Origin of the sequence: Streptomyces sp. NRRL F-6492 (assembly GCF_001280125.1) — a bacterium.
Classification (GTDB): domain Bacteria; phylum Actinomycetota; class Actinomycetes; order Streptomycetales; family Streptomycetaceae; genus Streptomyces.
On the sequence record NZ_LGEG01000222.1, the window covers coordinates 58,572 to 80,594 of the forward strand.

Sequence of the window (22,023 nt, forward strand, 5' to 3'; positions counted from 1 at the left end):
CGACGCCCTTACGGAACGTGATTCCCTTGCGAGACAGCATGGTTGACGTACAGTCACCGCAACAAGCGCTTCGGGCATATTCCAGCGCGAAGGAGTACGCGTAGTCCATACTGTGCGACGCACGCTGCGGGGAGTCGAACAGGAGCGCGCGGGACGCCCTCCGGGGGCGCGAGCGGGGCGCATTCCGGGGCGCGGAGTCACCGCAGGGGCGACACCGGGACGATCCGGGTCAACGTGCACTCGCATCCCACGGAGGGTACCGGAGCCGGGGGCCGACTCCGGGCCGTGACGGCCCCGCCGGAGGACACGACCCGGTCTCGACGTTCCGTGACGTGCGCGGGGACCCGGCGCGGGGAAATCAGTGCGAAGGACCCGCGAGCGCGCCGTCCACGTCCTCGTACACCTCGAAGAGGCGCTGGACGCCGAGCGCGGCGAGGACGCGGGCCACGTGCCCCTCCCCCGCCTCCGGGAGGATCAGGCGGAGCCGGCCGCCGCAGGAGCGGAGCAGCCGGCGGGACGCGACGAGGACGCCGACGCCGCTGGAGTCGCAGAACCGCACGCCGGACAGGTCCATCACCAGGTCGTGGCGGCCGCCCGCGACCGCCGCGTGGACGCGGCGGCGTATCCGGGGGGAGGTGACCAGGTCCAGTTCCCCCTGGACGCGGAACACCGTCCAGGGACCGCGCTCGTCCTCGTCGACCTCGATCGTCGCCACGGAACGCCGCATTCCCCACCCGCACCGGGCGAAACCGGCAGACGCGGGGATGACCCTTTCCTTACCATCCGGACCCGCGTCAAGGGCGCACTTGTGGCAAACAGGAGTGCGCCCCCGGCACGGCGCACTACGTTGGAGGGGAAGCGGAGGATCGGCGGGCGGGGAGGGTCGGATGGCGAAGGACACACCACCGCGCTGGGACCGCAGGATGCAGCAGCGGCTGGCGCGCGGGGAGGCCGCCGCCCTCGGGGAGCTCTACGACCGGTTCGCCTCGCTGGTGCACAGCCTGGCCCACCGGGTCCTCGACGACGACGACGCGGCCGACCAGATCACCCGCGAGGTCTTCGGCTACATCTGGGAGAACCCCGACGCGTACGACCCCCGGCAGGGGAACATGCGCGCGTGGGTGGCCCGGCTCACCCAGCGGCAGGCCGTGCACCGGCTGCGGCAGACGGAGGTGACGGCGTACGCGGAGACGGGGCTCGGCTCCGCCGAGGAGCTGGAGCAGAAGGTGCGCCGGGCCTCGATCGCGGCCCGCGCCGACTACATCGTGACGTCGATGCCCGCGCCGCTGCGGGCCGCGCTCGAACTCGCGTACTTCCAGCGGCGGGACTACCGCCAGACCGCCGCCGACCTCGGCGTCACCGAGGACGAGGCGCGCCGGCGCCTCCGGCTCGGCCTCCAGCTGCTCTCCACGGCGCACACCCGTCCGCTCGGAGGGACCTCCCCGCCCGGCCACGGACGGGCCCTGTGACCGGGGCGGACGACGGCGCGGACGGCGTCGCGCGCGCTCCCTGGATACCGGGTCCCCGCCGGCCGGCCGACGACCACGCGGACCTGGCGGGAAGGCCGGAGGAACCGGACCTGACGGGAAGGCCGGAGGAACCGGAAGCGCGGGAACCGGAGGGGGAGGAGCCGGACGTGCCCGTCCTCACCCACGGCGTGCTCAAGTCCCTGCTCGGGGCCTGGGCGCTCTCCGCGTGCTCCGCCGGGGAGACCGCGGCCGTCGAGGCGCACCTCACCGAGTGCGGCCCGTGCGCCGACGAGGCGCTGCGGCTGCGCGACGCCGTCGCCCTGCTCCACCGGGACCGCGACCTGGACCTCGACCCGCTGCTGCGCTCGCGGGTCCTGGAGAACTGTCTGGGCCGCCGCCCCGCCCGCATCCCGGTCCCCGACTGGGTCACGCCGTACGACGCGGAGACCGCCCGGCTCGACGCGCTGCTCCGGGACATCGGCGAGTCCGAGTGGCACGCGCCGGTGCGGCTCAAGTGGTACGAGAAGGACCGGCCGGTCCGCCGCAAGGCCACCGTCGCCGGGGTCATCGGCCACCTCTTCGCCGTGGACGGCCTGGTGGCCGGGGCCCTCGGGCTCGACGACCCGCTGGGCGCCGGCACGCCCGAGCTGTCGCCGTCCGAGCGGACCGAGGCGTTCTGGTCGGCCCTGGAGCGGCCGCCGGGCCGGGCCCTGCGGGAGCCCTGGCGGGACCAGAGCCACACCCTGATCCGTACGGTCTCCTTCGCCGGGCGCGGGGTGGCCGACCTCACGGTCACCTACAAGGACTTCGCGCTGCCGCTGCGGGACTCGCTCCTGGAGCGGGCCTTCGAGTGCTGGCTGCACGCGGACGACATCGCGAACGCGGTGGCGTACCCGTACGAGCCGCCCTGCGGGGCCCATCTGCACGGGATGATCGACCTGGCGACGCGGCTGCTCCCGGCGGCCCTGGCCGGCCGCCGCCGCGCCGGTCTCGCCTCGCCCGCCCGGGGATTGGTCGCGGCGGGCGCGCCGGGCCGCTCCCTGCACCTGGAGGTCGAGGGCGCGGGCGGCGGCCACTGGTACATCGCCCTCGACTCCCCGGCCGCGGTCGGCGATCCGGACCGGGCGGTGGCGCAGGTCGCGATGGAGGGCGTCGAGTTCTGCCGGCTCGTGGCGGGCCGCGTCTCCCCGGAGGAGGCCGCGGCGGGCCAGGACGGGGACCGCGAGGCGATCCGGGACGTCCTGGGCGCGGCGGCGTCCCTCAGCCGGCTGTGACCTACGCGAAGACGACCGTGCGGCTGCCGTTCAGCAGGATGCGGTGCTCCGCGTGCCACTTGACCGCGCGGGCGAGCGCCTGGCACTCGACGTCGCGGCCGATCGCGACGAGCTGGTCCGGGGTCACCTCGTGGCCGACCCGCTCGACCTCCTGCTCGATGATCGGGCCCTCGTCGAGGTCCGCCGTCACGTAGTGGGCGGTCGCGCCGATCAGCTTCACGCCCCGGGCGTGCGCCTGGTGGTACGGCTTGGCGCCCTTGAAGCTCGGGAGGAAGGAGTGGTGGATGTTGATGATCCGGCCGGAGAGCTGCTTGCAGAGGTCGTCGGAGAGGACCTGCATGTAGCGGGCGAGGACGACCAGCTCGACGTCCTCCTCGCGCACGAGGTCGAGGAGCCTGCCCTCCGCCTCGGCCTTGGTGTCCCGGGTGACGGGGATGTGCCGGAACGGCAGCCCGTAGGAGCCGACGAGCTCCTGGAAGTCCGTGTGGTTGGAGACCACGGCCACGATCTCCACCGGGAGCGCCCCGATGCTGGAGCGGAACAGCAGGTCGTTCAGGCAGTGACCGAACTTGGAGACCAGGAGCACGACCCGCATGCGCTGGTCGGCGCGGTTGATCTGCCACTCCATGCCGAAGGCGTCGCCGACCGCCGCGAAGCTGGCCCGCAGCTTCTCCACGTGCACGGGCGCCTCGGCCGAGAAGTGGACCCGCATGAAGAAGAGCCCGGTGTCCCGGTCCCCGAACTGCTGGCTGTCCTCGATGTTGCACCCCGTGATGAAGAGGTAGCTCGACACGGCGTGCACGATGCCCTGCTTGTCGGGGCACGAGAGGGTGAGGACGTACTGGTCGGTCATCCCGTCAGCCTGCCACACCCGGCCGGGCGCGAGACGCACCGTCCGTCAGGCGGACCGGTTCAGGACCGGGTCATGATACGGAGCAGGTCGAGGGAGCGCGGGGGCGTGTCGGGGTCCTCGCCGTCGGCGAGCGCGAGCCGCACGTGGGCCTCGCGGGCGGCCCGTACGGCCTCCGGCCAGCCCTGGTGCTCCAGGTAGGCGGAGACGGGCGCGTCGGGTCCGACCTGGTGCAGGATCCGCAGGACCCTGAGGACGGCGACGTCGACGAGGGCGGCCTCGCCGGAGTCCCGGAAGATCGAGCCCACGTACTTCTCGGCGGACCAGCTGTCGAGCCAGGTGTCCTCGACCAGGCGGTAGACGGCGTCGGTGACGTCGCCGTACCCCTCCCGGCCGGCCAGCCAGGTCGTCTCGTGGAACACGGGGTCGGAGAGCATGTGCAGCGCCGAGCGCACGTTGCTGCGCCAGCGCCACCACGGCATGTCGTTGAGCGGCATGCCGCCCATGGTGGAGGAGCGACGGCCGCGACGGGAAGGGTTCCCGGAAGCGGAGACCGGACCGGTGAACGGATCGGGGGCGGGGCCGGGGGCCCGGCCGGCGAACGGATCGGGGGCCGGACCTGGGGCCGGACCCGGGCCGGGGCCGGTGGCGGGGTCGATGGCGGGACTGGACACGTTTCGATCGTACGTTCCCCTGACGGGCGGGCGGACCCGCCCCCGTCCGGCCCCCGCAATTCACCCTCCCGTCACCCACCGTCGACCCGCGCTCACTCCGGCGTTGTCCCCGGGGAGGAAATGTGCGTGTCCATGACCGGTAGGCGACTGACCCCACTCCTCGCGTACGTCACGGCCACGGCGGCCGGAGCGTCGCTGCTCACCGGGTGCGGCGTGCTCCCCGGGTCCGCGGGGGGCTCCAGGGAGCCCCTCACCGTGATGACCTGGGCCCCCGACCGGACCCGGGCCACCAACATGCCCGGCATGCCCGCCATGGCGCAGGCCTTCGCCCGCTGGGTCAACTCCCGGGGCGGCGTCGACGGCCACGAGCTGCGCGTCCTCACCTGCAACGAGCGGAACACCTCCGAGGGCGCCGCCGACTGCGCCCGCCGGGCGATCGACGAGAAGGCCGTCGCCGTCGTCGGCTCGTACAGCCAGCACGGGCGCGTCTTCATGAACTCCCTGGAGGCGGCCGGGATCCCGTACATCGGCGGCTACGGCGTCACGGAGGACGAGTTCACCAGCCCGCTCTCGTATCCCGTCAACGGCGGGCAGGCCTCCCTCGTCGCCGGGCACGGGATGCAGCTCGCCGGCGTCTGCGACAAGGTCTCCCTCGTCCGGCCCGACACCGTCGGCGGGGACAAGCTCCCCGCCCTGCTCGACTCCGGGCTGCACCGGGCGAAGCACGGCGGCGCCGTCGACATCCCGGCCGCCGAGGACGCCGCCGAGTACACCCGGCAGGCCGACCGGGCCAGGTCCGGGGCGAAGGGCGGGGACGGCTGCGTGACCGCCGTGCTCGGCGAGCGCACCCAGACCTTCTTCGACTCCTTCCGGCGCCTGCCGGAGGAGCGGGGGCGGAGCGGCCGGAGCGGGGACGGCGAGGGCGGCGGCGTCCGCATCTCCTCGGTCCTCGGCAGCGTCGACCAGCCGGTGATCGACCGCACCGGCGGCGCCCGCAGCCCCTTCGAGGGCGCGTTCGTCACCGGCTGGTACCCGGAGGCGGGCGACAGGAGCTGGGCGCCGATGCGCGAGGTCATCCAGGAGTACGCGTTCGTCGACAACCGGGTCGACCCGGCCGACACGGGCGTCCAGACGACCTGGATCGCGTACACGGTCCTCAAGGAGGTCGTGGAGTCCCTGGACCGGGACCGGATCACGGCCACGCAGATCGCCCACGCCCTCGACCGGGGCGAGCGGATCGACACCGGCGGCCTCACCCCGCCCCTGCGCTGGAAGTACACCGACCTGCTCGGCGCCTCCGGCTTCCCCCGGATCGTCAACCACCAGGTGACGTTCCAGGTGGTCCGGCAGGGACGGCTCGTGGCGCAGAAGCCGGGCTTCGTCGACGTCGGCGAGACCCTCCTCGGCGTCTCCTGAGACCTCAGAGCTGGGTGTAGGCGCGCTTCTCCAGTCCGTACTTCCCGGCGGTCGGGTTCCACAGCCCGGCCGCCCTCTTCTTGGCCCTGGTGGCGACCCCGCTGTCCTTGTTCGCCGCGGCCAGGTGGTTCGTCGAGCGGGCCCTGCCGTCCTTGCAGCCGTTCTTCGCCTTCACCTGGTCGGCCCAGGCGGCGTAGTGGTCGTCGGCGGACGCGGAGGCCTTCCACGCCTCGGTGAGCGCGGCGGTCAGCCGGTCGTGGTCCGGGACCTCGTCGACCGACAGCGACTGGAGCCTGGTGATCAGGCCCCGGCGCTGCTCGGCGGCGCCCCGCAGGTCGGAGGCCGCCTTGTCCAGGTTCTTGCACTGCTTGATGGACTCGACCGAGCTGATCACCGTGTCCCGGCTGTCGCTGCTGGTCGCGAGGAGCTTGCTCAGCTCCTGCGCCTGCGGCTCCGCCGGGTCGGCCGGCTTCTCCGCCGGCTGCCCGGCGGGGGGCGCGGAGGAGGTGGCCGCCACGGTCGAGCCGCTCTTCCCCGGCTCCTTCTTGTCGTCCTCGCCGCTGAGCAGCGCCCCGGCGCCGAGGCCGACGACCGCGCAGCCGACGACGACGGCGGCGATCAGCGCGACCGGCGACTTGCGGCGCGGCGCGGGCTCCTCGTCGTCGTAGTAGGCGTCCTGGTGGCCGTAGCCCTGCGGGGGAGGCTGCGGCGGCTGGTGCTGCTGGTACTGCTGCGGCTGCTGGTACGGGGCGGGGGCCGGGGGCGGCGTCCGGTAGCCCTGCTGCGGCTGCTGCGGCGCCTCCGTGCGGAAGAGGCTGTCGAACTCGGCGGGCGGCTGCCGCTCACCGGGCTCGCCCGGGGGCACGGGGGCGATGTACTGGGTGGCGTCGGAGGCCCCGGCCCGGCCCTGGCCGCCCTGGCCCTGGCCCTGGTGCGGCAGCGGCCCCGTGCCCAGGAACTGGGTCGAGCCCCCGTCGTCCCGCTGCGGCGGCACCGGCGCGATGTGCTGCGTGGCCTGCAGGTCGGAGGCGGCGCCCGGGTGCGGGTAGCCGTAGCCCGGCTGCTGCGCCTGGACCGGCGGCGGGTAGCCGTAGCCGGGCTGCTGCGCCTGGGCCGGCGGCGGGAAGCCGTACCCCGGCTGCTGGGCCTGGGCCGGCGGCATCGCGCCCGGCACCGGGGCGATGTGCCGGGTCGCCTGCGGGTCGGCGGCGGGCCCCGGGCCCGGGTAGCCGTAGCCGGGCTGCGGGGGTATCGGCGCCAGGTACTGCGTGGACTGCATGTCGGCGGCGCCCGGTGCCGCCTCCGGCGGCAGCGGCTGCGCGGGCGGCAGCGGCTGTCCGCCCGGCTGACCGCCGGCGGGGGCCCAGCCGCCGTCCCACGACCGCGCTCCCCCGTGGGCACCGTCGTGCGCGGGGGGCACCGCCGGGTACTGCGGCTCCGGACCCTGTCCGTTCTGCGTCACCGGGACTCCTACTGATGGACCTACGGAATCGTCGGTTCACGCTACCGGGTGGGCCCGGGGCTCCGCACACACGTGTGAGGCCGGTTACAGAACCGGTTCACGGAACCGGGACCGCCGCCGGACACCCCCTAGGCCGCGTACAGCTCCATCCGCACCCCGAACTCCCGTACCGCCGCCTCCCCCGAGAACGGCTCCAGGCGGTCCCTCAGGTCCTCCAGGTACTCCATGCCGCGCGACGAGCGCAGCGCGCCCAGGAGTTCGAGCGCCCGCGTCCCCGTCCGGCAGGCCTGCTCCACCTCGCGCTGCTGGACCTGCGCCGCCGCGAGCAGGGCGAGGCCGATCGCCCGGCGCCGCGCGCGCGTCTCCGGGTGTCCGGCGAGCGACTCCTCCGCCGCCCGCGCCGCCGCCTCCGCGCGGCCCAGGTCCCGGTAGCAGTGGGCCAGTTCGTCCGCGAGGTACGCCTGGTCGAAGTGGGTGATCCAGGCGGGCTCGTCGCCCGCCTCCGGGTCCGCGAGGTCCAGCGCCCGCACGGCGCCGCCCGCCGCCTCCTCGAAGGCGCGGACGTCGCCCATCAGGGCGTGGCCGCGCGCCTCGGCCGCGAGGAACATCGCCTCCGCCCTCGGCGGCACCTTCCCGCGCGCCCCCTCCTGCGCCGCCCGCGCCAACTGGGCGATCTCCCGGGGGTTTCCGAGCTGCGCGGCGAGGTGGCTCATCGAGGCGGCGAGCACGTAGCCGCCGTAGCCCCGGTCCCCGGCCGCCTGCGCGAGCCGCAGCGCCTGGATGTAGTACCGCTGGGCCAGGCCCGGTTCGCCGGTGTCCACCGCCATGTACCCGGCGAGCTCGGTCAGCCGGGCGGCCGCCGCGAAGAGCTGCCGGCCCACCGCCTCCCGGTACGAGCCGGACAGCATCCCCGCCACCACGCTGTCCAGGTAGTGCACCACCACCGGGCGCACGTGCCCGCTGCCGAACCGCCGGTCGAGGTCGACGAGCGCGGCCGTCATCTCCCGCACGGCCGCCACGTCCGCGACCCCGACGCGGGCCCCCGCCGTCCGGGCCACGTGCGCGTCCGGCACCGTGATCAGCCAGTCCCGGCTGGGCTCGACCAGGGCGGAGGCCGCGACCGTGGAGCCCGACAGGAACTCCCGGCGCCCCACGTCGCTGCGCCACAGCTCGCAGACCTGCTCGATCGCCCCGGGCACGGTCGGCGCGAACTGGAGGCCCACCCCGGCGGCGAGGTTCCGGCCGTGGGCCATGCCGACCTCGTCGATCGTGACCGTGCGGCCCAGCTTGCGGCTCAGCGCCTCCGCGATGATCCCGGGCGCCCGGCCGCGCGGCTGCTGTCCGCGCAGCCAGCGCGCCACGGACGTCTTGTCGTAGCGCAGGTCGAGGCCGCGCTCCGCGCCGACCGTGTTGACCCTCCGGGCGAGGCCGGCGTGGGAACAGGCCGACTCCTGGATGAGCGCCCGGAGCCGTTCGTTGACCTGACGCGGAACGAGTGGCCTGGCTGCCATGAAGTACCCCCTGAGGCCGTGCGGGTGATCACTGGGAAGGGATCACTGCCCGGCGGATATCCGGTCAATGCCGATGTGAACACGCGAAACCGGACACGTCGGCCGCGTGCCCCGCCGGCGCCCCCACCTGTGCGTACCCGCCCCCGCGCCCCGGCCCTCCGCGCGCCCCCGTCCGTGCACCGGTGCGCCCCGCGTGCGGAATCGTTGCGTCACCCCGCTTCTCCGCCCCGCCCGTAACCCCGGGTGGTGCCGGGAGTTGTGCTCACCGTGGAAGAGACCATCGGAGTCACGGAGGCCGGGCGGGTCCCCGAGCAGCGGAACGAGCAGCTGCCGGACAGCGCCGTGCGGTACGCGGAAGAGCGGCACTGGGACGTGTTTCCCGGGACCTGGCTGGAAGCCGCCGAGGGCCGGGAGCGCTGCTCCTGCGGCGCGGACGACTGCGCGCTGCCGGGCGCCCACGCGTCCCGGCCCGACTGGTCGACCCAGGCGACCGGCAGCGGGGTCGGCGCCCGGCGGATGTGGTCGAAGCAGCCGAGGTCCTCGATCCTGCTGCCGACCGGCCGCACCTTCGACGCGATCGAGGTCTCCGAGTCGGCCGGCTTCCTCGCGCTCGCCCGCATGGAGCGGATGGAGCTGACGCTCGGTCCGGTGACCTGCTCCCCGGACCGCCGGATGTACTTCTTCGTCCTGCCGGGCGCCGCCGCCAAGGTCCCCGACCTCGTCCGCAAGCTGGGCTGGATCCCCTCCTCCCTCGACCTCGTCACGCGCGGCGAGGGGTACTACGTGGCGGCCCCGCCGACCCGGATCGGCGGCCGGGGCGCCGTGCAGTGGGCCCGCCGCCCCACCCCGGCGAACCGCTGGCTGCCCGACGCGGAGGAGCTGGTCAGCGCCCTCGCGTACGCGTGCGGCCGGGAGGCGGCGGACGCGAGGACGGCCCGCGCCTCCTGACCCCTGGGGCCCCGTGGGGCCCGCCCTTAGGGTGGGGCCCGTAACGACGGGGACGACCGAGGGGCTGACGGAGCATGCCTGACCAGGCATCAGAGGGAGCGTTCGAGAAGACGGGCACGGTGCCGGGGGACGGTGCCGTGCCCGCCGTGCGGGTCGAGGGGCTGTGGAAGCGCTTCGGACAGCAGATCGCGGTGCAGGGGGTCGATCTGGTCCTGCCCGCGGGCCGGTTCATCGGACTGGTCGGGCCCAACGGAGCGGGCAAGACCACCACGCTCTCCATGATCACCGGGCTGTTGCGGCCCGACCAGGGGCGGATCCTGGTCGCCGGGGACGACGTGTGGGCCGGCCCCGAGTCGGTCGCCCGGGTCAAGGCCCGGATCGGCATCCTGCCCGAGGGCCTGCGGCTCTTCGAGCGCCTCTCGGGCCGCGAACTCCTCGCGTACAGCGGGCGGTTGCGGGGCCTGCCGGGCGCCGAGGTCGACAAGCGCGCCGCGCAGCTCCTCGACGTGCTCGGCCTGACGGGCGCGCAGCACAAGCTGGTCGTGGACTACTCGACCGGCATGCGGAAGAAGATCGGCCTGGCGGCGGCGCTCCTGCACAATCCCGAGGTCCTCTTCCTCGACGAGCCGTTCGAGGGCGTCGACCCGGTCTCCGCGCAGACCATCCGGGGCGTCCTGGAGCGGTACACCGCGTCCGGCGCGACCGTCGTCTTCTCCAGCCACGTCATGGAACTGGTCGAGTCGCTCTGCGACTGGGTCGCCGTCATGGCGGCGGGCCGGATCCGCGCCCAGGGCCCGCTGGCCGAGGTCCGCGGCGACGCGCCCTCGCTCCAGGCGGCGTTCCTGGAGCTGGTGGGCGCGAACGAGCGCGGGGCGGCGGGGCACTCGCTGGACTGGCTGGGCGGTACGGCTGCCGCCGGGAACGGGGTCGGAAGCGGTACGGGTACGGACGCGGGTACGGGCTCCACGGGCGAGGCCCGGTGATGAGCACCGCCGCCGCCCCCTCCCTCACCTCCGTGTTCGTACGGCTCAAGCTGTCGCTGCTGCGCAACGGGCTGCGGCAGTCGGGCGGGCGGACCGCCGCGTACGTCGTCTCCGCCGTCTGCGGCGCCCTCTTCGCGGCCGGCATGGTGCTGTCCTTCGTCCTCCTGCGGGGCAACGGCAACGCCGGCACGGTCGCGGTCCTGCTCACCGGGATGGTCGCGCTCTCGTGGGCGGTGATGCCGCTGTTCATGCCGGGCGGCGACGAGACCCTCGACCCGTCGCGGCTCGTGATGCTGCCGCTGCTCCCCCGCCCGCTGGTCCGGGCGCTGCTCGTGGCCTCGCTCGTGGGCATCGGCCCCGTACTGACGCTGTTCCTGGCGTTCGGCGCGGCGCTGTCCGTGGCGCACGGCGTCGCCGGGACGGCCGTCGCCGTGCTCGCCGTGCCGCTGGTGACGGTCACGTGCGTGGCGCTCTCGCGGGCCGTGGCCGCCGCCAACATCCGTCTCCTCACCTCCCGCAAGGGGCGGGACCTGGCGCTGCTGAGCGGTCTGGTCGTCGCGGTCGGCATCCAGGTCGTGAACTTCGCGGCGCAGCGGCTCAGCGAGCCCGGCGGGCTGAGCGCGATCGAACCGGCGGCGTCCGTCGTCGGCTGGCTGCCGCCCGCCGCCGCGATCGGCGCGGTGGACGCGGCGAGCAGGGGCGACCACGCGGTGGCGGCGGTGCGGCTGCTGCTCACGGCGGCGGCGCTCGCCGGGCTCCTGCACTGGTGGCGGCGGAGCCTGGTGCGGCTGATGGTCGAGCCGGACGGCTCCACGATCGGCGCGTCCCCGGACGCGGGCGCCCGGGGGAAGGACGGCGGCACGGGCCTCCTCGGCCGGGTCCTGCCGGGCGGGCGGACGGGCGCGGTCATGGAGCGCAGCCTGCGGTACGCGTGGCGGGACCCGAAGACGAAGGCCGCGTGGGTGACCTCGCTCGCCCTCGGCCTGATCGTGCCGGTGTTCAACGCGCTCCAGGGCGCGGGCTCGATCTACTGGGCGTGCTTCGCCTCGGGCATGCTCGGCATGCTGATGTACAACCAGTTCGGGCAGGACACGTCGGCGTTCTGGATGGTCGCGCAGACCCTCTCGACACCGGCCGACGCGTACGCGGAGCTCCGGGCGCGGATGCTCGCGCTGCTCGCCGTCACGCTGCCGTTCACGGTCCTCGTGACGGTCCTGACGGTCGCCGTCCTGGGCGACTGGGGGCGCCTCGCGGAGGGGCTCGGCCTGGCGTTCGGCCTGCTCGGCGCGATGCTGGCGACGGGCGCGGTGGCCTCGGCCGCCTACCCGTACTCGATCCCGCAGGACAGCGGCTACAAGAACGTGGTGCCGGGGCAGGCGGGCCTGGCCTGGATCTCGATCTTCGGCGGCATGCTGGCGGCGGCGCTGCTGTGCGCCCCGCTGATCGGCGCGGCGGTCTACTTCCACCTCGCCGACCGCCAGTCCCTCCTCTGGACCCTCCTGCCGGCGGGCGCCCTCTACGGCGCGCTCCTCGTGTGGGCGGGCCTCAGGACGGCGGCCCCGCGCACGGCGGGCCGGCTGCCGGAGATCCTGGCGGCGGTCAGCAAGGGGTGACGCCCCGCGGGAGGGGTCAGGCCGGGACGGCGTGCGGCTCCGGCGCCGTGTCGCGCCGGGCCTCTCCGTCGCGCCCGGCCTTCGCGCCCCGGCGGTCTGCGATCAGGAGCAGGACGAGGCCGAGGGCGACCCAGGCGGCGAGGGTCAGGGCCGGGAGCGCCGCGCCGGTGCCGTCGAAGAAGGCGAGGGAGCGCAGCAGGCTGCCGGAGGCGCCGGGCGGCAGGACCTGGCCGAGGGCGGACCAGCCGGAGGGGAGCCAGTACGGGCCGCTGCCGAGGCCGGACAGGGGGTTGCCCAGGAGCATCATGACGGCGGCCCCGGCGCCGAGTCCGGCGAAGCCCGCGAGCGCCTCCAGGCCGATGAAGGTCATGGACAGGGCGGCCATGCCGAGGCCGAGACCGAGGCCGGTGAGCCAGTGGTTCCCGGCCAGCGACCCCGTTCCGTACTGGAGGCACCCGGCGACGGCGAGTCCGGCGAGGAGCGAGAAGAGGACGACGCCGGCGAAGCGGGTGCGCAGGCCGGAGTGGCCGGGGAAGAGCCGGGTGAGGACGACGGCGGGGAAGATCCCGCCGAAGACCAGCGGCAGTCCGGCGGCGGCGAGTCCGGCGCCCCGGGCGTCGTCCTCGGGGAACGGCACGAGGTCGTGGACGGTGGCCTTCACGTGCTGTTGGGCCGCCGCCGCGTTGCCCAGGGCGGTCAGGGCGCCGGTGGCCGTGGGCGCTCCGGCGGTGGCCGTGTAGACGTCGATCCCGCTGGTGCCGAGGGCCAGGCCGCCCGCCACGTCGCGCTCCTGGATCGCGGTGGTGAGGGCGGCGGTGTCCTCGTAGACGGTGACGTCCCACTCGGGCCCGTCGAGCTTCTCCGCGAAGCCCTGGGCGGCGGCCTGCGGGCCGGTCACTCCTATGGGGACCTCGTGGGGGCCGCCGTTGACGCCGGGCAGGGCGAAGGCGCAGAGCATCAGGACGACCACGGCGGTCAGGCCGAGCAGGACGGCCGCGAGCTTGCGGGGCGTGCCCGGGCCCGGCCCGGAGGTGTCGGTCTCCACGGCTTCCGCCGGGGGTGTGCGGTGCTGCTGGGACATGGGGGCCTCTTTCCGGTCCGTCCGGCGGCCGCCTTTCGCGGCGGGAGCGGACTGGGCGGTTCGACTGGGCGGGGGAAACGGGAGCGGGCGCGGAAGAGCACCGCTCCGTGCCGGGCGGCGGGACAGCCGGACGGAACATCCAGCATGACACACGATTACAGGGTAGGCTTATCCATGTGTCAAACCTCAGTGATCCGCCCCCGCACGCCGTCCCCGACGACCTGGTGCGAGCCGCGCTGCGCGTCGCGCGCGCCCGGGACGTCCCCGTCGCCGACGTCCCCCTGATCGCGGTCGCCGAGGAGGCCGGGATCTCCCGGAGCACCCTGATGCGCCGCCTCGGGGGATCCCGCAGCGCCCTGGACGAGGCGGTGCGCGCCGCCGGAGTGGACCCCGGCGGGCAGAAACCGGTCCGCGAGCGGGCCGTGGCCGCCGCCGCCGACCTCATCAGCGAGCACGGGCTCGTCGCGGCCACGCTGGAGCGGGTGGCCGACGGCGCCGGATGCTCCGTGCACAGCCTGTACGCGGCCTTCGGCGGCCGGGACGGCCTGCTGCACGCCGTGTACGAGCGCTACAGCCCGATCCTGGACGTCGAGGCCCTCCTCGCCGCGCCGCGCGGGGACCTGGCGGAGACGGTCCGCACGATCTACCGCCTGCTGACCGAGGCCCTCGTCCGCGAGCCGCGCGTCGTGCCCGCCATGTTCGCCGACGCCCTCGCGCGCCCCGAGGACCCGGCCGTCCAGGCCGTCTTCCGGCACGCCTTCGCGCGCATGGTCGAAGGCGTGGGGACGTGGCTCACGGGTGAGATCGCCGCCGGCCGCATCCGCGACCTGCCCCCGCTGCTCCTCGTGCAGCAGCTGCTCGGCCCCCTGGCCTCCCACTTCCTCATGCGCCCGGCGGCCGCCCACCTGTCCGCGACGGCCCTGCCCTCACCGGAGGAGGCCGTGGAACTCTTCGCGGACAACTTCCTCCGCGCCGTGGCCCGTCGCCCTCCGGACAGCCCCTAGAGAGGCTTGTACAGGTAGACGTCCTCCGCGCCGCCCGGGACCCCGGGCACGCGGCCCTTCTCCACGTAGCCGTGCCGCTCGTAGAAGGCCGGGGCCTGGAAGGTGTACGAGGAGACGCAGGCGCGGTCGCAGCCGCGCCTGCGGGCCTCGGCCTCGGCGGCGCGCAGGAGCCTGCTCCCCCAGCCGTCCTTCCGGCTGTCCTCCCGCACCCACAGCAGGTCGACCGAGAGCAGTCCGCCCCAGGTCGAGGCGGTGAGCCCGCCCACGAGCGCGCCCTCCGCGTCCACGACCTTCACGGAGATCCCGCCCCGGTCCTCGGCGGTGGTTCCGGTGGCTTCCAGGTTGTACGCGTCGAGCCGCTCGCCCAGGTACGTGCCGAGCTCGGTGTCCTCGGCCCCCACGCTCAGGGCCGGTTCGCGGTGGTCGTCCGTCATACCGCCCGAGTCTGGCACGGCCGCCGGGCGCGGCGCGGCTCAGGTGACGAGCCCCTGGGCGACCTTGTCGAAGTGGTCCCGCCAGACCACCGCCCCGCCGCCCGGCTCCGACTCCGCCCGCGCACCGGCCCGTTCCCGGCGGCAGGAGCGGCAGCGGGTCTCGTCGCCCACCTGCCGGAAGGTGTGCTCCCGGCCCGGCCCCTCGCAGATCACGATCCCGCCCCCGGCCGGGGAGGCCCCGGCCTCCGGCGGCCGCTGCGGGAGCTTCTCCGTCAGCCGGTGCCGGAGGAACCCGACCGCCGACCGCACGCCGTCCCCGGGCAGATGGGAGGTCAGCGCGTGCCGCAGCTCCGCGACCGAGACCCCGCGCCGCAGCCACTCCGCCGCCGCCTCGGCGAGGCCCCGGGCCTCCCGGACCCCGAGCAGCAGGTCCCGGCTCTGGTGCCGGAGGGAGAGCAGCAGGCGCTCGGCCGTCTCGACTTCGGGAGCGGTCGACCCGGGAGCGGTCGCGTCGGCAGCCGCCTCTTCGGTGGGTGGGTGGGAAGGAGTCTTCCCACGGTCTTCTTCCTCCGGAGGAAGGTGACCGGCCGTCCGGGTCCTCGGTGAACCGACCGCCGGTTTCGCACCACTCGGTTCGGCGGCTCCGCCCTCCTCGCGCGCCGGTGCGCCGTTCCGGACCGCCGCCGCCTCCTCACGCGTGAGGGTGACGTTGGAGAGGAGCTGGGAGGTGCTCCAGCGGCCCCGGCGGTCCTGCGCCCTCCACTCGTGGAGGAACCCGCCCGCCGTCAGCCCCTTCTTCGCCCGCTGGTACGCCCGGGGCAACAGCCCCAGGTCGGAGGCGTGTTCGCCGAGGGGCTTGTCGCGCGCGGCGCCGGGCAGGCCCTGTACGTAGAGCAGGAGGATCTTGGCGTCGCTGTTCAGGCCCCGATGGCGTACGAGTTCGTTCGCAGCCTTGGTGTAGGAACGAACAGGAGCGATAACATGGCGAAACATTTCTGGTGTTTTCCTTTAGCGGCCAGAAGTGAAGGCCCCCGAGGAGTGTTCCTGCACCCTCGGGGGCCGCTCTTTTCACAGAGCGTGACTATGCGCTTACCGTACAGCAGGCTTGACGGACCGACGCAACAACTCCGCTTCTACGAACGGATCTTCGAGCGTCGGCCGTGACCTCCGGTCCAGCGGCCACGCGTACGCGGCGGCGGTGCGGGGCGGCAGCAGGCGTTCTTCCGCGAGCCCGCACCACTGATCACCTTCGCCCCGGAGAAGGCCGCCCCGACCAAACCCCTCGGCGGCAAGCCGGCATCCCCTCCTTCGAGGTCTCCCCGGCGGCCTGGGCCGCGTTCGTCTCGGGCGCGTGACGGCGCGCCGACCCGGCGGGGGCCCCGCCGGATCAGCGCTCGTCGGGCGGGGCTCCGGGCCTAGCGGGCCCAGGGCGGGGCGAGGGTGGTGCCGTCGGGGAGTTCGGCGGTGAGGCCCGTGCGGGCGGTGACCCACATGTGGGCGGGGCGGTCGGTCGTGTTGGCGACGGCCAGTTCGGAGCCGGCCGGGGCCACCGCCGCGTCACCGGCGGCGAGTTCGGCGCTCTCGCCGTCGATGGTGAGGCGCAGGCGGCCGGACAGGACGTAGAACGCCTCCTCGTGGCTGATCACATGGGCCGGACCGGCCGTGCCGGCGGGGACCTCGCCGCGCCAGGCGGCCAGGTCGCGGGCGCCCGTGTCCGTACGGACGTAGGAGACGAAGCGGACGCCGTGGATCTCGTGCGCGACGGCGTCTTCGGCGTGGATGAAGGGCATGATGGACTCCAGTGGACAAGTTGCTTGTCCATAAAGACAAGCAACTTGTCGAGTTATAGTCAAGAGCATGGACGACGCCCTGACCTTCTCCTCGCTCGTGCTGGCACTCTCCGGCCACCTGGTGCAGGAGATCCACGCCCGCGTGGCCCGGGAGGGGTTCGAGGACCTGCGGCCCGCGCACGGCTTCGCCTTCGCCCGGATCTCCCGGGGCGACGCCACCACGGCCGACCTGGCCGTCCACCTGGGGGTGACCAAGCAGGCCGCCGCCCAGCTCGTCGAGGAGCTGGTCCGCAAGGGGTACGTGGAGCGGCGTCCGCACCCCCGGGACGCCCGCGCCAAGCTCCTGGCGCTGACCGGGACCGGGCTCGCCGCCACGCGGGCCGCCGACCGGGCGGCCCGGGAGGCCGTCGCGCCCTGGCGGGAGGCACTGGGCGAGGAGCGCTTCGGCGCACTCGTCGCCGACCTGGCCCGGTTCACCCCGCCGGGACCGGTCCGCCCCACCTGGTGAGCCGGGCCCTGCCGGGTCTACGGGGTGAGGACGCCGTTCAGGAAGGGCTCCACGGCCTCGCGCCAGGCGTCCGGGTGCTCGTAGTGGAGGAGGTGGCCGGCGTCGGGGATCTCCGCGTACTCCCCGTGGGGGAGGACCCGGACCATCTCCTGGGCCTCGGCGCGGCCCAGTTCGCCGTCCAGGCCCCGGACGACGAGGGTCGGGCAGCGGACCTGGGCGAGCGAGTCCCAGTGGGCGTCGTGGACCCAGGTCTCGCGGGAGGTCAGCATCTGCTCCGGGTCGAACACCGGGCGCCAGCCGTCCGCGCGCTCGGTCATCACCTCGGCGAAGAAGGCGCCCCGGGCCGGGTTCGGGGTCTCCACCCAGGGGTCCTCGTCGCCGAACCAGCGGTGGACCGCCTCCAGGGACGGGAAGGGCGCCGGCCAGCCCCGGAACCAGTCCTGCCAGGCGCGCTGCGAGGCCGCGCCGAGGGCGGAGGCGCGCATGTCGCAGATGACGAGGGCGCGGACGAGGTCCGGGCGCTCGGCGGCGAGCTGCCAGGCCGTCAGGGCGCCCATGGAGTGGCCGATCAGGGTCACGGGGCCGAGGCCGAGCTGCTCGACGACGGCGGCCGCGTCCGCCACGTACGCCTCGCGCGTGAACGGTCCGGCGGCGGGCTTCCCGCTGCCGCCGTGGCCGCGCTGGTCGAGGGCGACGAGCCGGTGCCCGCCGGTGAGCCGGCCCGCGGCGCGGGCCCAGTGACCGGCGTGGCCCATCAGCCCGTGGAGGAGTAACACGCCCGGGGCGGGGGCGGGGGCCCGGCGGGCGTCTTCCGGCCCGGGGCGGCCGGCCGGGCGCGGGACGGGGCCCCGGGCGGGGCCGGGCTGCGGGACGATGCCGGGGAGGGCGGTGCTGCCGCCGCCTCCGGGCGCTTGAGCGGTGACGCTCCGGCCGGGGGCGTCCCGGTCCGCGGTGCCGTCGCCCGTGGGGCCGGGCGTGTAGTCCCAGGCCGTCAGCCGGACGCCGTCGGCCCCGGTGACGTCGAGTCGTCGCGCCATGTCTCCGGCACCCCCTCTTTTCCGTCGAACCTCGCCAGAGTATCGAACTCGCATTCGAAAATGCTCTCCTGCCACTCAACACCCCTCGTTCGAGTGACAGCCCTCAAGGATTGACGCCCGCCGCCGAGGGGAGATCTTGAGCGGGAGGCGGACCGCTCGGGGAAAAACGGTCCGAAGGGAATGACCTTGAGAGCTCGGGGCTCCAGGTCAGAACCGGGGAGGACAGGCCCCGGCGCCCCAGGGCGCCGGGGCCTTCTGTCTCCGGTGACGTCGTCCGTCGCCCTCATGGCCCCACCCCCTCCGCGCCCAACTCGTACCAGCGTGGCACGCCGAAGGGGCGGGCGTGGCCATTCCGCCGTAAACCGGGGCGCCGACGCGAGCCGGTGGCCCGGGCCTTTCCGTACGCCCGTACGCCCGTACGCCCGTACGCACGAAGGGCGGCACCCGCGCGGGGAGGGGGCCCCGCCCCACGGAGCCGTACGGCTGCGCGTGCCCGGAAGCGGCGTCTCGGAGCCGTACCAGGCCGCGTGTGCGCGGGAGGGGCGGCCCCGGAGCTGTACCAGGCCGTGTGCGCGGGAGGGGCGGCCCCGGAGCCGTGCGGCCCCCGCACACGCGGGCGGGTCGCGCCCGGAGCCGTGGCGCCCGCGCGCACGCGAAAGGGCCACCCTCGGAGTCGTACCCCCGCGTACACGCGGCAGGCCGCACCCGGAGTCGTGCCCCGGCCACACACGCGAAAGGGCCGCCCCGATCCTTTCGGGGCGGGGCGGCCCTGTTCGGCGGTGGCGTCAGCGCTTCGCGACGAACACGTGCGCCGCGACCTCCGCGTCCAGCTCGGCGGCCTCGCCGCTGCTGCCCACCAGGACGCCGCCCGGGGACTCCGAGACGGACACCACGGAGCCGGGCTGCACGCCCGCCCGCCGCAGGGTGTACATCAACTGGGCGTCCGTCTGGATCGGTTCGCCGATCCGGCGCACGACCACCGTCTTGCCCCCGCTCGCGTCCAGGTCCGCCAGGGAGACCATCGAGTCGTCCAGGAAGGCCTCGGCCTCCGCCTTCTCGCCCAGCTCCTCCAGACCCGGGATCGGGTTCCCGTACGGCGACTCCGTCGGGTGCCGCAGCAGCTCCAGGACCCGCCGCTCCACGGCCTCGCTCATGACGTGCTCCCAGCGGCAGGCCTCGGCGTGCACCTGCTCCCACTCCAGGCCGATCACGTCGACGAGCAGACACTCCGCGAGACGGTGCTTGCGCATCACGCGGGTGGCGAGGCGGCGGCCCTCGTCCGTGAGCTCCAGATGGCGGTCGCTCGCCACGGCCACCAGGCCGTCGCGCTCCATCCGGGCCACCGTCTGGCTCACCGTGGGGCCGCTCTGGTCGAGCCGCTCGGCGATCCGGGCACGCATGGGGACCACACCTTCCTCCTCAAGCTCGAGGATGGTGCGGAGATACATCTCCGTTGTGTCGATCAGTCCGGACATACGTGCCCCTCGATGAGTCGTGCGCTGGCCCTGCCCCAATTCTGACGCATCGGACGGACAACCGGGCCTCGCCGGGGTGACGCGGCCCCGGAGACGGTATTGACAGAGCAATGGTCCAGACCGCACCGTGATCGGCGACCACGACGAGAAGGAGCCGCCGCGATGGGCGAGAGCAAGCTGGCCGGACAGTTCTTCGACGCCGCGATCGGCCTGCTCCAGGAGGTGCGCGACGGGGACTCCGCCGAGATCGCCGCCGCCGGGGAGGCCATCGCCGAGGCCGTCGCGAACGGCAACCGGCTCTTCGCGTTCGGCGCGGGCCACTCCTCCCTCGCCGCGCAGGACGTCGTCTACCGGGCCGGCGGCCTGGCCCTCATGAACCTCCTCGCCGTCCCCGGCGTCGTCGGCGTCGACGTCATGCCGGCCACGCTCGGCTCCGCCCTGGAGCGGGTCGACGGCCTCGCGGGCGCGGTCCTCGACTCCTCCCCCGTCAAGGCCGGGGACGTCCTGATCATCATCTCCCTCTCCGGGCGCAACGCCCTGCCCGTCGAGATGGCCATGAACGCCCGCGCGCTGGGCCTCACCGTCATCGGCGTCACCTCGGTGGCGTACGCGACGGAGACGAAGTCCCGGCACGTCTCGGGGACGTACCTCAAGGACCACTGCGACGTCGTCCTCGACTCCCGGATCGCCGTCGGGGACGCGGAGCTGACGCACGAGGGCATCGAGGCGCCCTTCGCGCCCGCCTCCACCGTCGTCACCAGCGCCCTCATGCAGGCCACCCTGGCCGCCGCCGCCGAGGCGCTCGTCCGGCGCGGCATCGAGCCGCCGCTGCTGCGCTCGGGGAACGTGGACGGCGGGCACGAGTGGAACGGGCGCGTGATGACGGAGTACGGCGACCGGATCTTCTACCGGCGCTGAAGGCTGGGGCGGGGCCGGGGGGGGCGGGGCGGCCGGGCCGGTGCCGGGGGGCCGGGGCCGGACCCGACCCCGTCAGCGCAGGTCCAGCAGCTCCGTCACGCGGGTGAAGCCGTCCGTGCCGTGGCCCAGGTCCACGGCACGGCGGGTCAGGGCCGCCGCCGCGCGCATGACGCTCGCGTCGAGCCCGTGGCCCTCGGCGGCGTGCACCACGTGCTCCATGGTCGACAGGCCCGAGGTGAGCGGGTTGCCCTCGCCCGAGTACGTACGGGCGTCCACGTCCTCGGCCCACTCCTGGAACAGCGGCGGCAGGATCGCCCCGATGCCCCGCGCGAACGGCGCCAGCTCCCGGGCCGTGACCCCCTCCGCGCGGGCGAGCGCGAGGGCGTGCACGTACCCCGCCATCGACGTCCAGAAGATGTCGAGCAGCGCGACGTCGTACGCGGCGGCCCGGCCGATGTCCCCGCCCAGGTGCGTGTGGGCGCCGCCCAGCGCGTCGAGCACCGGCCGGTGCTCGCGGTAGAGCTCCTCGGGACCGCTGTGCAGGAACACCCCCTCGGGCGTCCCGATGGTCGGGGTCGGGGTCATGATGGCGCCGTCCAGGTAGCCGATGCCGTGCTCCGCCGCCCAGCGGTCGGTGTCGCGCGCCCGCTCCGGGACGTCGGCGCTCAGGTTCGCCACCGTCCGCCCCTTGAGCGCGTCCGTGACCTCCGGCCGCCGCAGTACGGCGTCGGTGGCGTCGTAGTTGACCAGGCAGACCACCGTGAGCCCGCTCGCCGCGACCGCCTCCTCGGCGCTCGCGGCGAGGACCGCGCCCCGCCCGGCCAGGTCCCCCTCCCGGCCCGGGGTCCTGTTCCAGACGGTGGTCCGCACTCCGGCGTCCAGGAACGCGCCGGCCAGCGCCCGGCCCATGGGCCCGAGCCCGAGAACCGTCACGGAGGGCCGGACGGAAGGCTGTTCGGCGCGCCGGGCGGAGCGCCGGGCGGGGTGCTGTTCGGGGCTCTGGGCGGGGTGCTGTTCGGGGGAAGAAGGCATGGGTGTACTTCCTTGTGTACTGAGGTGGACACGTGGGTGACCGAGCGAGGAGGGGGGCGCGCATGACACGCCGCCGGACCCAGGACACGAACATCTGCGGCGTCACCGCCGCGATCTCCGTGATCGACGGCAAGTGGAAGACGTGGCTGCTGTGGGTGCTGGAGTCCGGCCCGCACCGGCCCGGCGAACTGCGCCGCACACTCCCCGGGATCAGCGAGAAGGTGCTGACCCAGGCGCTGCGGGAGATGGTGGAGGACGGTCTCGTGCACCGCGAGGCGCACGACGTCCTGCCGCCGAAGACCGTCTACTCGCTGACGGAGCCCGGACGTGAACTGTCCGAGCTGCTCGGCCCCTTGTCGGACTGGGGCCACCGGCGTCTCGACCGGCTCGCGGAAGCGCGGACCGCTTCCTGAGGCCCTGGTGCTCCCCTCTCCGTCCGGGCCCACCACCAGGTTCTCCCGGGCCCCGGACGGCGACAAGCACCCACAAAAAAGTGGGTGTGGGGGCGGGCGGACGGCCACGGGGACGACGGTCCGCGGACCGT

The 22,023-nt window shown here is 74.6% G+C and carries 22 protein-coding genes; 10 read left to right on the forward strand and 12 right to left on the reverse strand.

The window, feature by feature from the left end; all coding sequences use genetic code 11:
* Positions 1–358: 358 nt before the first annotated feature.
* A complete protein-coding gene (locus ADL08_RS20110; RefSeq protein WP_053644906.1) occupies positions 359–727 on the reverse strand; it encodes an STAS domain-containing protein in 369 nt (122 codons plus the stop codon).
* A 160-nt stretch (positions 728–887) separates the two neighbouring features.
* Between ADL08_RS20110 and ADL08_RS20115 the strand changes: the two genes are divergently transcribed.
* Entirely contained in the window at positions 888–1,469 is a 582-nt protein-coding gene (locus ADL08_RS20115) for an RNA polymerase sigma factor (RefSeq protein WP_053644908.1), read from the forward strand.
* Positions 1,466–2,743 (forward strand): maleylpyruvate isomerase N-terminal domain-containing protein, encoded by a 1,278-nt coding sequence (locus ADL08_RS20120; protein ID WP_053644911.1) that lies wholly within the window; start codon positions 1,466–1,468, stop codon positions 2,741–2,743. The genes ADL08_RS20115 and ADL08_RS20120 overlap by 4 nt, the downstream gene beginning before the upstream one ends.
* 1 nt (position 2,744) lies before the next feature.
* Here the strand turns inward: ADL08_RS20120 and purU are convergent, their stop codons facing one another.
* Entirely contained in the window at positions 2,745–3,596 is an 852-nt protein-coding gene (gene purU / locus ADL08_RS20125; protein WP_053644913.1) for a formyltetrahydrofolate deformylase, read from the reverse strand.
* A 59-nt stretch (positions 3,597–3,655) separates the two neighbouring features.
* Positions 3,656–4,099 carry an SCO4402 family protein gene (locus ADL08_RS20130; protein ID WP_053644915.1) on the reverse strand — a complete coding sequence of 148 codons (444 nt, stop codon included), beginning with the start codon at positions 4,097–4,099 and terminating at the stop codon, positions 3,656–3,658.
* Between the two features lie 300 nt (positions 4,100–4,399).
* Between ADL08_RS20130 and ADL08_RS20135 the strand changes: the two genes are divergently transcribed.
* The gene (locus tag ADL08_RS20135) at positions 4,400–5,683 is read left to right on the forward strand and encodes an ABC transporter substrate-binding protein (RefSeq protein WP_234352200.1); all 1,284 of its coding nucleotides are present in this window, start codon (positions 4,400–4,402) and stop codon (positions 5,681–5,683) included.
* 4 nt (positions 5,684–5,687) lie between these two features.
* Here ADL08_RS20135 and ADL08_RS20140 read toward each other — a convergent pair whose 3' ends face one another.
* Positions 5,688–7,145, reverse strand: a complete 1,458-nt coding sequence (locus tag ADL08_RS20140) for a hypothetical protein (protein ID WP_053644919.1) — start codon at positions 7,143–7,145, stop codon at positions 5,688–5,690.
* A gap of 128 nt (positions 7,146–7,273) precedes the next feature.
* On the reverse strand, positions 7,274–8,656 hold the full coding sequence (locus ADL08_RS20145; RefSeq protein WP_053644921.1) for a hypothetical protein: 1,383 nt from the start codon (positions 8,654–8,656) through the stop codon (positions 7,274–7,276).
* A 258-nt stretch (positions 8,657–8,914) separates the two neighbouring features.
* Between ADL08_RS20145 and ADL08_RS20150 the strand changes: the two genes are divergently transcribed.
* From ADL08_RS20150 to ADL08_RS20160, 3 genes are all read left to right on the forward strand, one after another.
* The gene (locus ADL08_RS20150) at positions 8,915–9,604 is read left to right on the forward strand and encodes a bifunctional DNA primase/polymerase (protein ID WP_053644923.1); all 690 of its coding nucleotides are present in this window, start codon (positions 8,915–8,917) and stop codon (positions 9,602–9,604) included.
* Between the two features lie 74 nt (positions 9,605–9,678).
* Complete coding sequence (locus ADL08_RS20155) at positions 9,679–10,587, forward strand: ABC transporter ATP-binding protein (RefSeq protein WP_234352201.1); 909 nt, start codon at positions 9,679–9,681, stop codon at positions 10,585–10,587.
* Complete coding sequence (locus ADL08_RS20160) at positions 10,587–12,200, forward strand: hypothetical protein (RefSeq protein ID WP_053644927.1); 1,614 nt, start codon at positions 10,587–10,589, stop codon at positions 12,198–12,200. The genes ADL08_RS20155 and ADL08_RS20160 overlap by 1 nt, the downstream gene beginning before the upstream one ends.
* A 16-nt stretch (positions 12,201–12,216) precedes the next feature.
* On the opposite strand, the gene ADL08_RS20165 is transcribed toward ADL08_RS20160, so the two are convergent.
* Positions 12,217–13,281: a hypothetical protein gene (locus ADL08_RS20165; protein ID WP_053644929.1), complete on the reverse strand. Its 1,065-nt coding sequence runs from the start codon at positions 13,279–13,281 to the stop codon at positions 12,217–12,219.
* 176 nt (positions 13,282–13,457) lie between these two features.
* Here ADL08_RS20165 and ADL08_RS20170 point away from each other — a divergent pair, with 176 nt between their 5' ends.
* Positions 13,458–14,285: a TetR/AcrR family transcriptional regulator gene (locus tag ADL08_RS20170; RefSeq protein WP_234352202.1), complete on the forward strand. Its 828-nt coding sequence runs from the start codon at positions 13,458–13,460 to the stop codon at positions 14,283–14,285.
* On the opposite strand, the gene ADL08_RS20175 is transcribed toward ADL08_RS20170, so the two are convergent.
* From ADL08_RS20175 to ADL08_RS20185, 3 genes are all read right to left on the reverse strand, one after another.
* Positions 14,282–14,719 (reverse strand): GNAT family N-acetyltransferase, encoded by a 438-nt coding sequence (locus ADL08_RS20175; RefSeq protein WP_053644931.1) that lies wholly within the window; start codon positions 14,717–14,719, stop codon positions 14,282–14,284. The two genes, ADL08_RS20170 and ADL08_RS20175, sit on opposite strands and share 4 nt — an antisense overlap.
* A 39-nt stretch (positions 14,720–14,758) precedes the next feature.
* Positions 14,759–15,712 carry a hypothetical protein gene (locus tag ADL08_RS20180; RefSeq protein ID WP_053644933.1) on the reverse strand — a complete coding sequence of 318 codons (954 nt, stop codon included), beginning with the start codon at positions 15,710–15,712 and terminating at the stop codon, positions 14,759–14,761.
* A 422-nt stretch (positions 15,713–16,134) separates the two neighbouring features.
* On the reverse strand, positions 16,135–16,509 hold the full coding sequence (locus ADL08_RS20185) for a cupin domain-containing protein (protein ID WP_053644935.1): 375 nt from the start codon (positions 16,507–16,509) through the stop codon (positions 16,135–16,137).
* 67 nt (positions 16,510–16,576) lie between these two features.
* Here ADL08_RS20185 and ADL08_RS20190 point away from each other — a divergent pair, with 67 nt between their 5' ends.
* Positions 16,577–17,017: a MarR family winged helix-turn-helix transcriptional regulator gene (locus ADL08_RS20190; protein WP_053644937.1), complete on the forward strand. Its 441-nt coding sequence runs from the start codon at positions 16,577–16,579 to the stop codon at positions 17,015–17,017.
* A 17-nt stretch (positions 17,018–17,034) separates the two neighbouring features.
* Here ADL08_RS20190 and ADL08_RS20195 read toward each other — a convergent pair whose 3' ends face one another.
* Both ADL08_RS20195 and ADL08_RS20200 read right to left on the reverse strand, forming a co-directional pair.
* Positions 17,035–18,054 carry an alpha/beta fold hydrolase gene (locus tag ADL08_RS20195; RefSeq protein WP_053644939.1) on the reverse strand — a complete coding sequence of 340 codons (1,020 nt, stop codon included), beginning with the start codon at positions 18,052–18,054 and terminating at the stop codon, positions 17,035–17,037.
* A 785-nt stretch (positions 18,055–18,839) separates the two neighbouring features.
* Positions 18,840–19,529, reverse strand: coding sequence for a metal-dependent transcriptional regulator (locus tag ADL08_RS20200; protein ID WP_053644941.1), 690 nt, complete (start codon positions 19,527–19,529; stop codon positions 18,840–18,842).
* 162 nt (positions 19,530–19,691) lie between these two features.
* On the opposite strand from ADL08_RS20200, the gene ADL08_RS20205 reads away from it, so the two are divergent.
* Positions 19,692–20,447: an SIS domain-containing protein gene (locus ADL08_RS20205; protein ID WP_053644943.1), complete on the forward strand. Its 756-nt coding sequence runs from the start codon at positions 19,692–19,694 to the stop codon at positions 20,445–20,447.
* 72 nt (positions 20,448–20,519) lie between these two features.
* Here ADL08_RS20205 and ADL08_RS20210 read toward each other — a convergent pair whose 3' ends face one another.
* Entirely contained in the window at positions 20,520–21,479 is a 960-nt protein-coding gene (locus ADL08_RS20210; protein WP_078968436.1) for an NAD(P)-dependent oxidoreductase, read from the reverse strand.
* A gap of 62 nt (positions 21,480–21,541) precedes the next feature.
* Between ADL08_RS20210 and ADL08_RS20215 the strand changes: the two genes are divergently transcribed.
* Entirely contained in the window at positions 21,542–21,892 is a 351-nt protein-coding gene (locus ADL08_RS20215) for a winged helix-turn-helix transcriptional regulator (protein WP_053644945.1), read from the forward strand.
* Positions 21,893–22,023 lie beyond the last annotated feature (131 nt).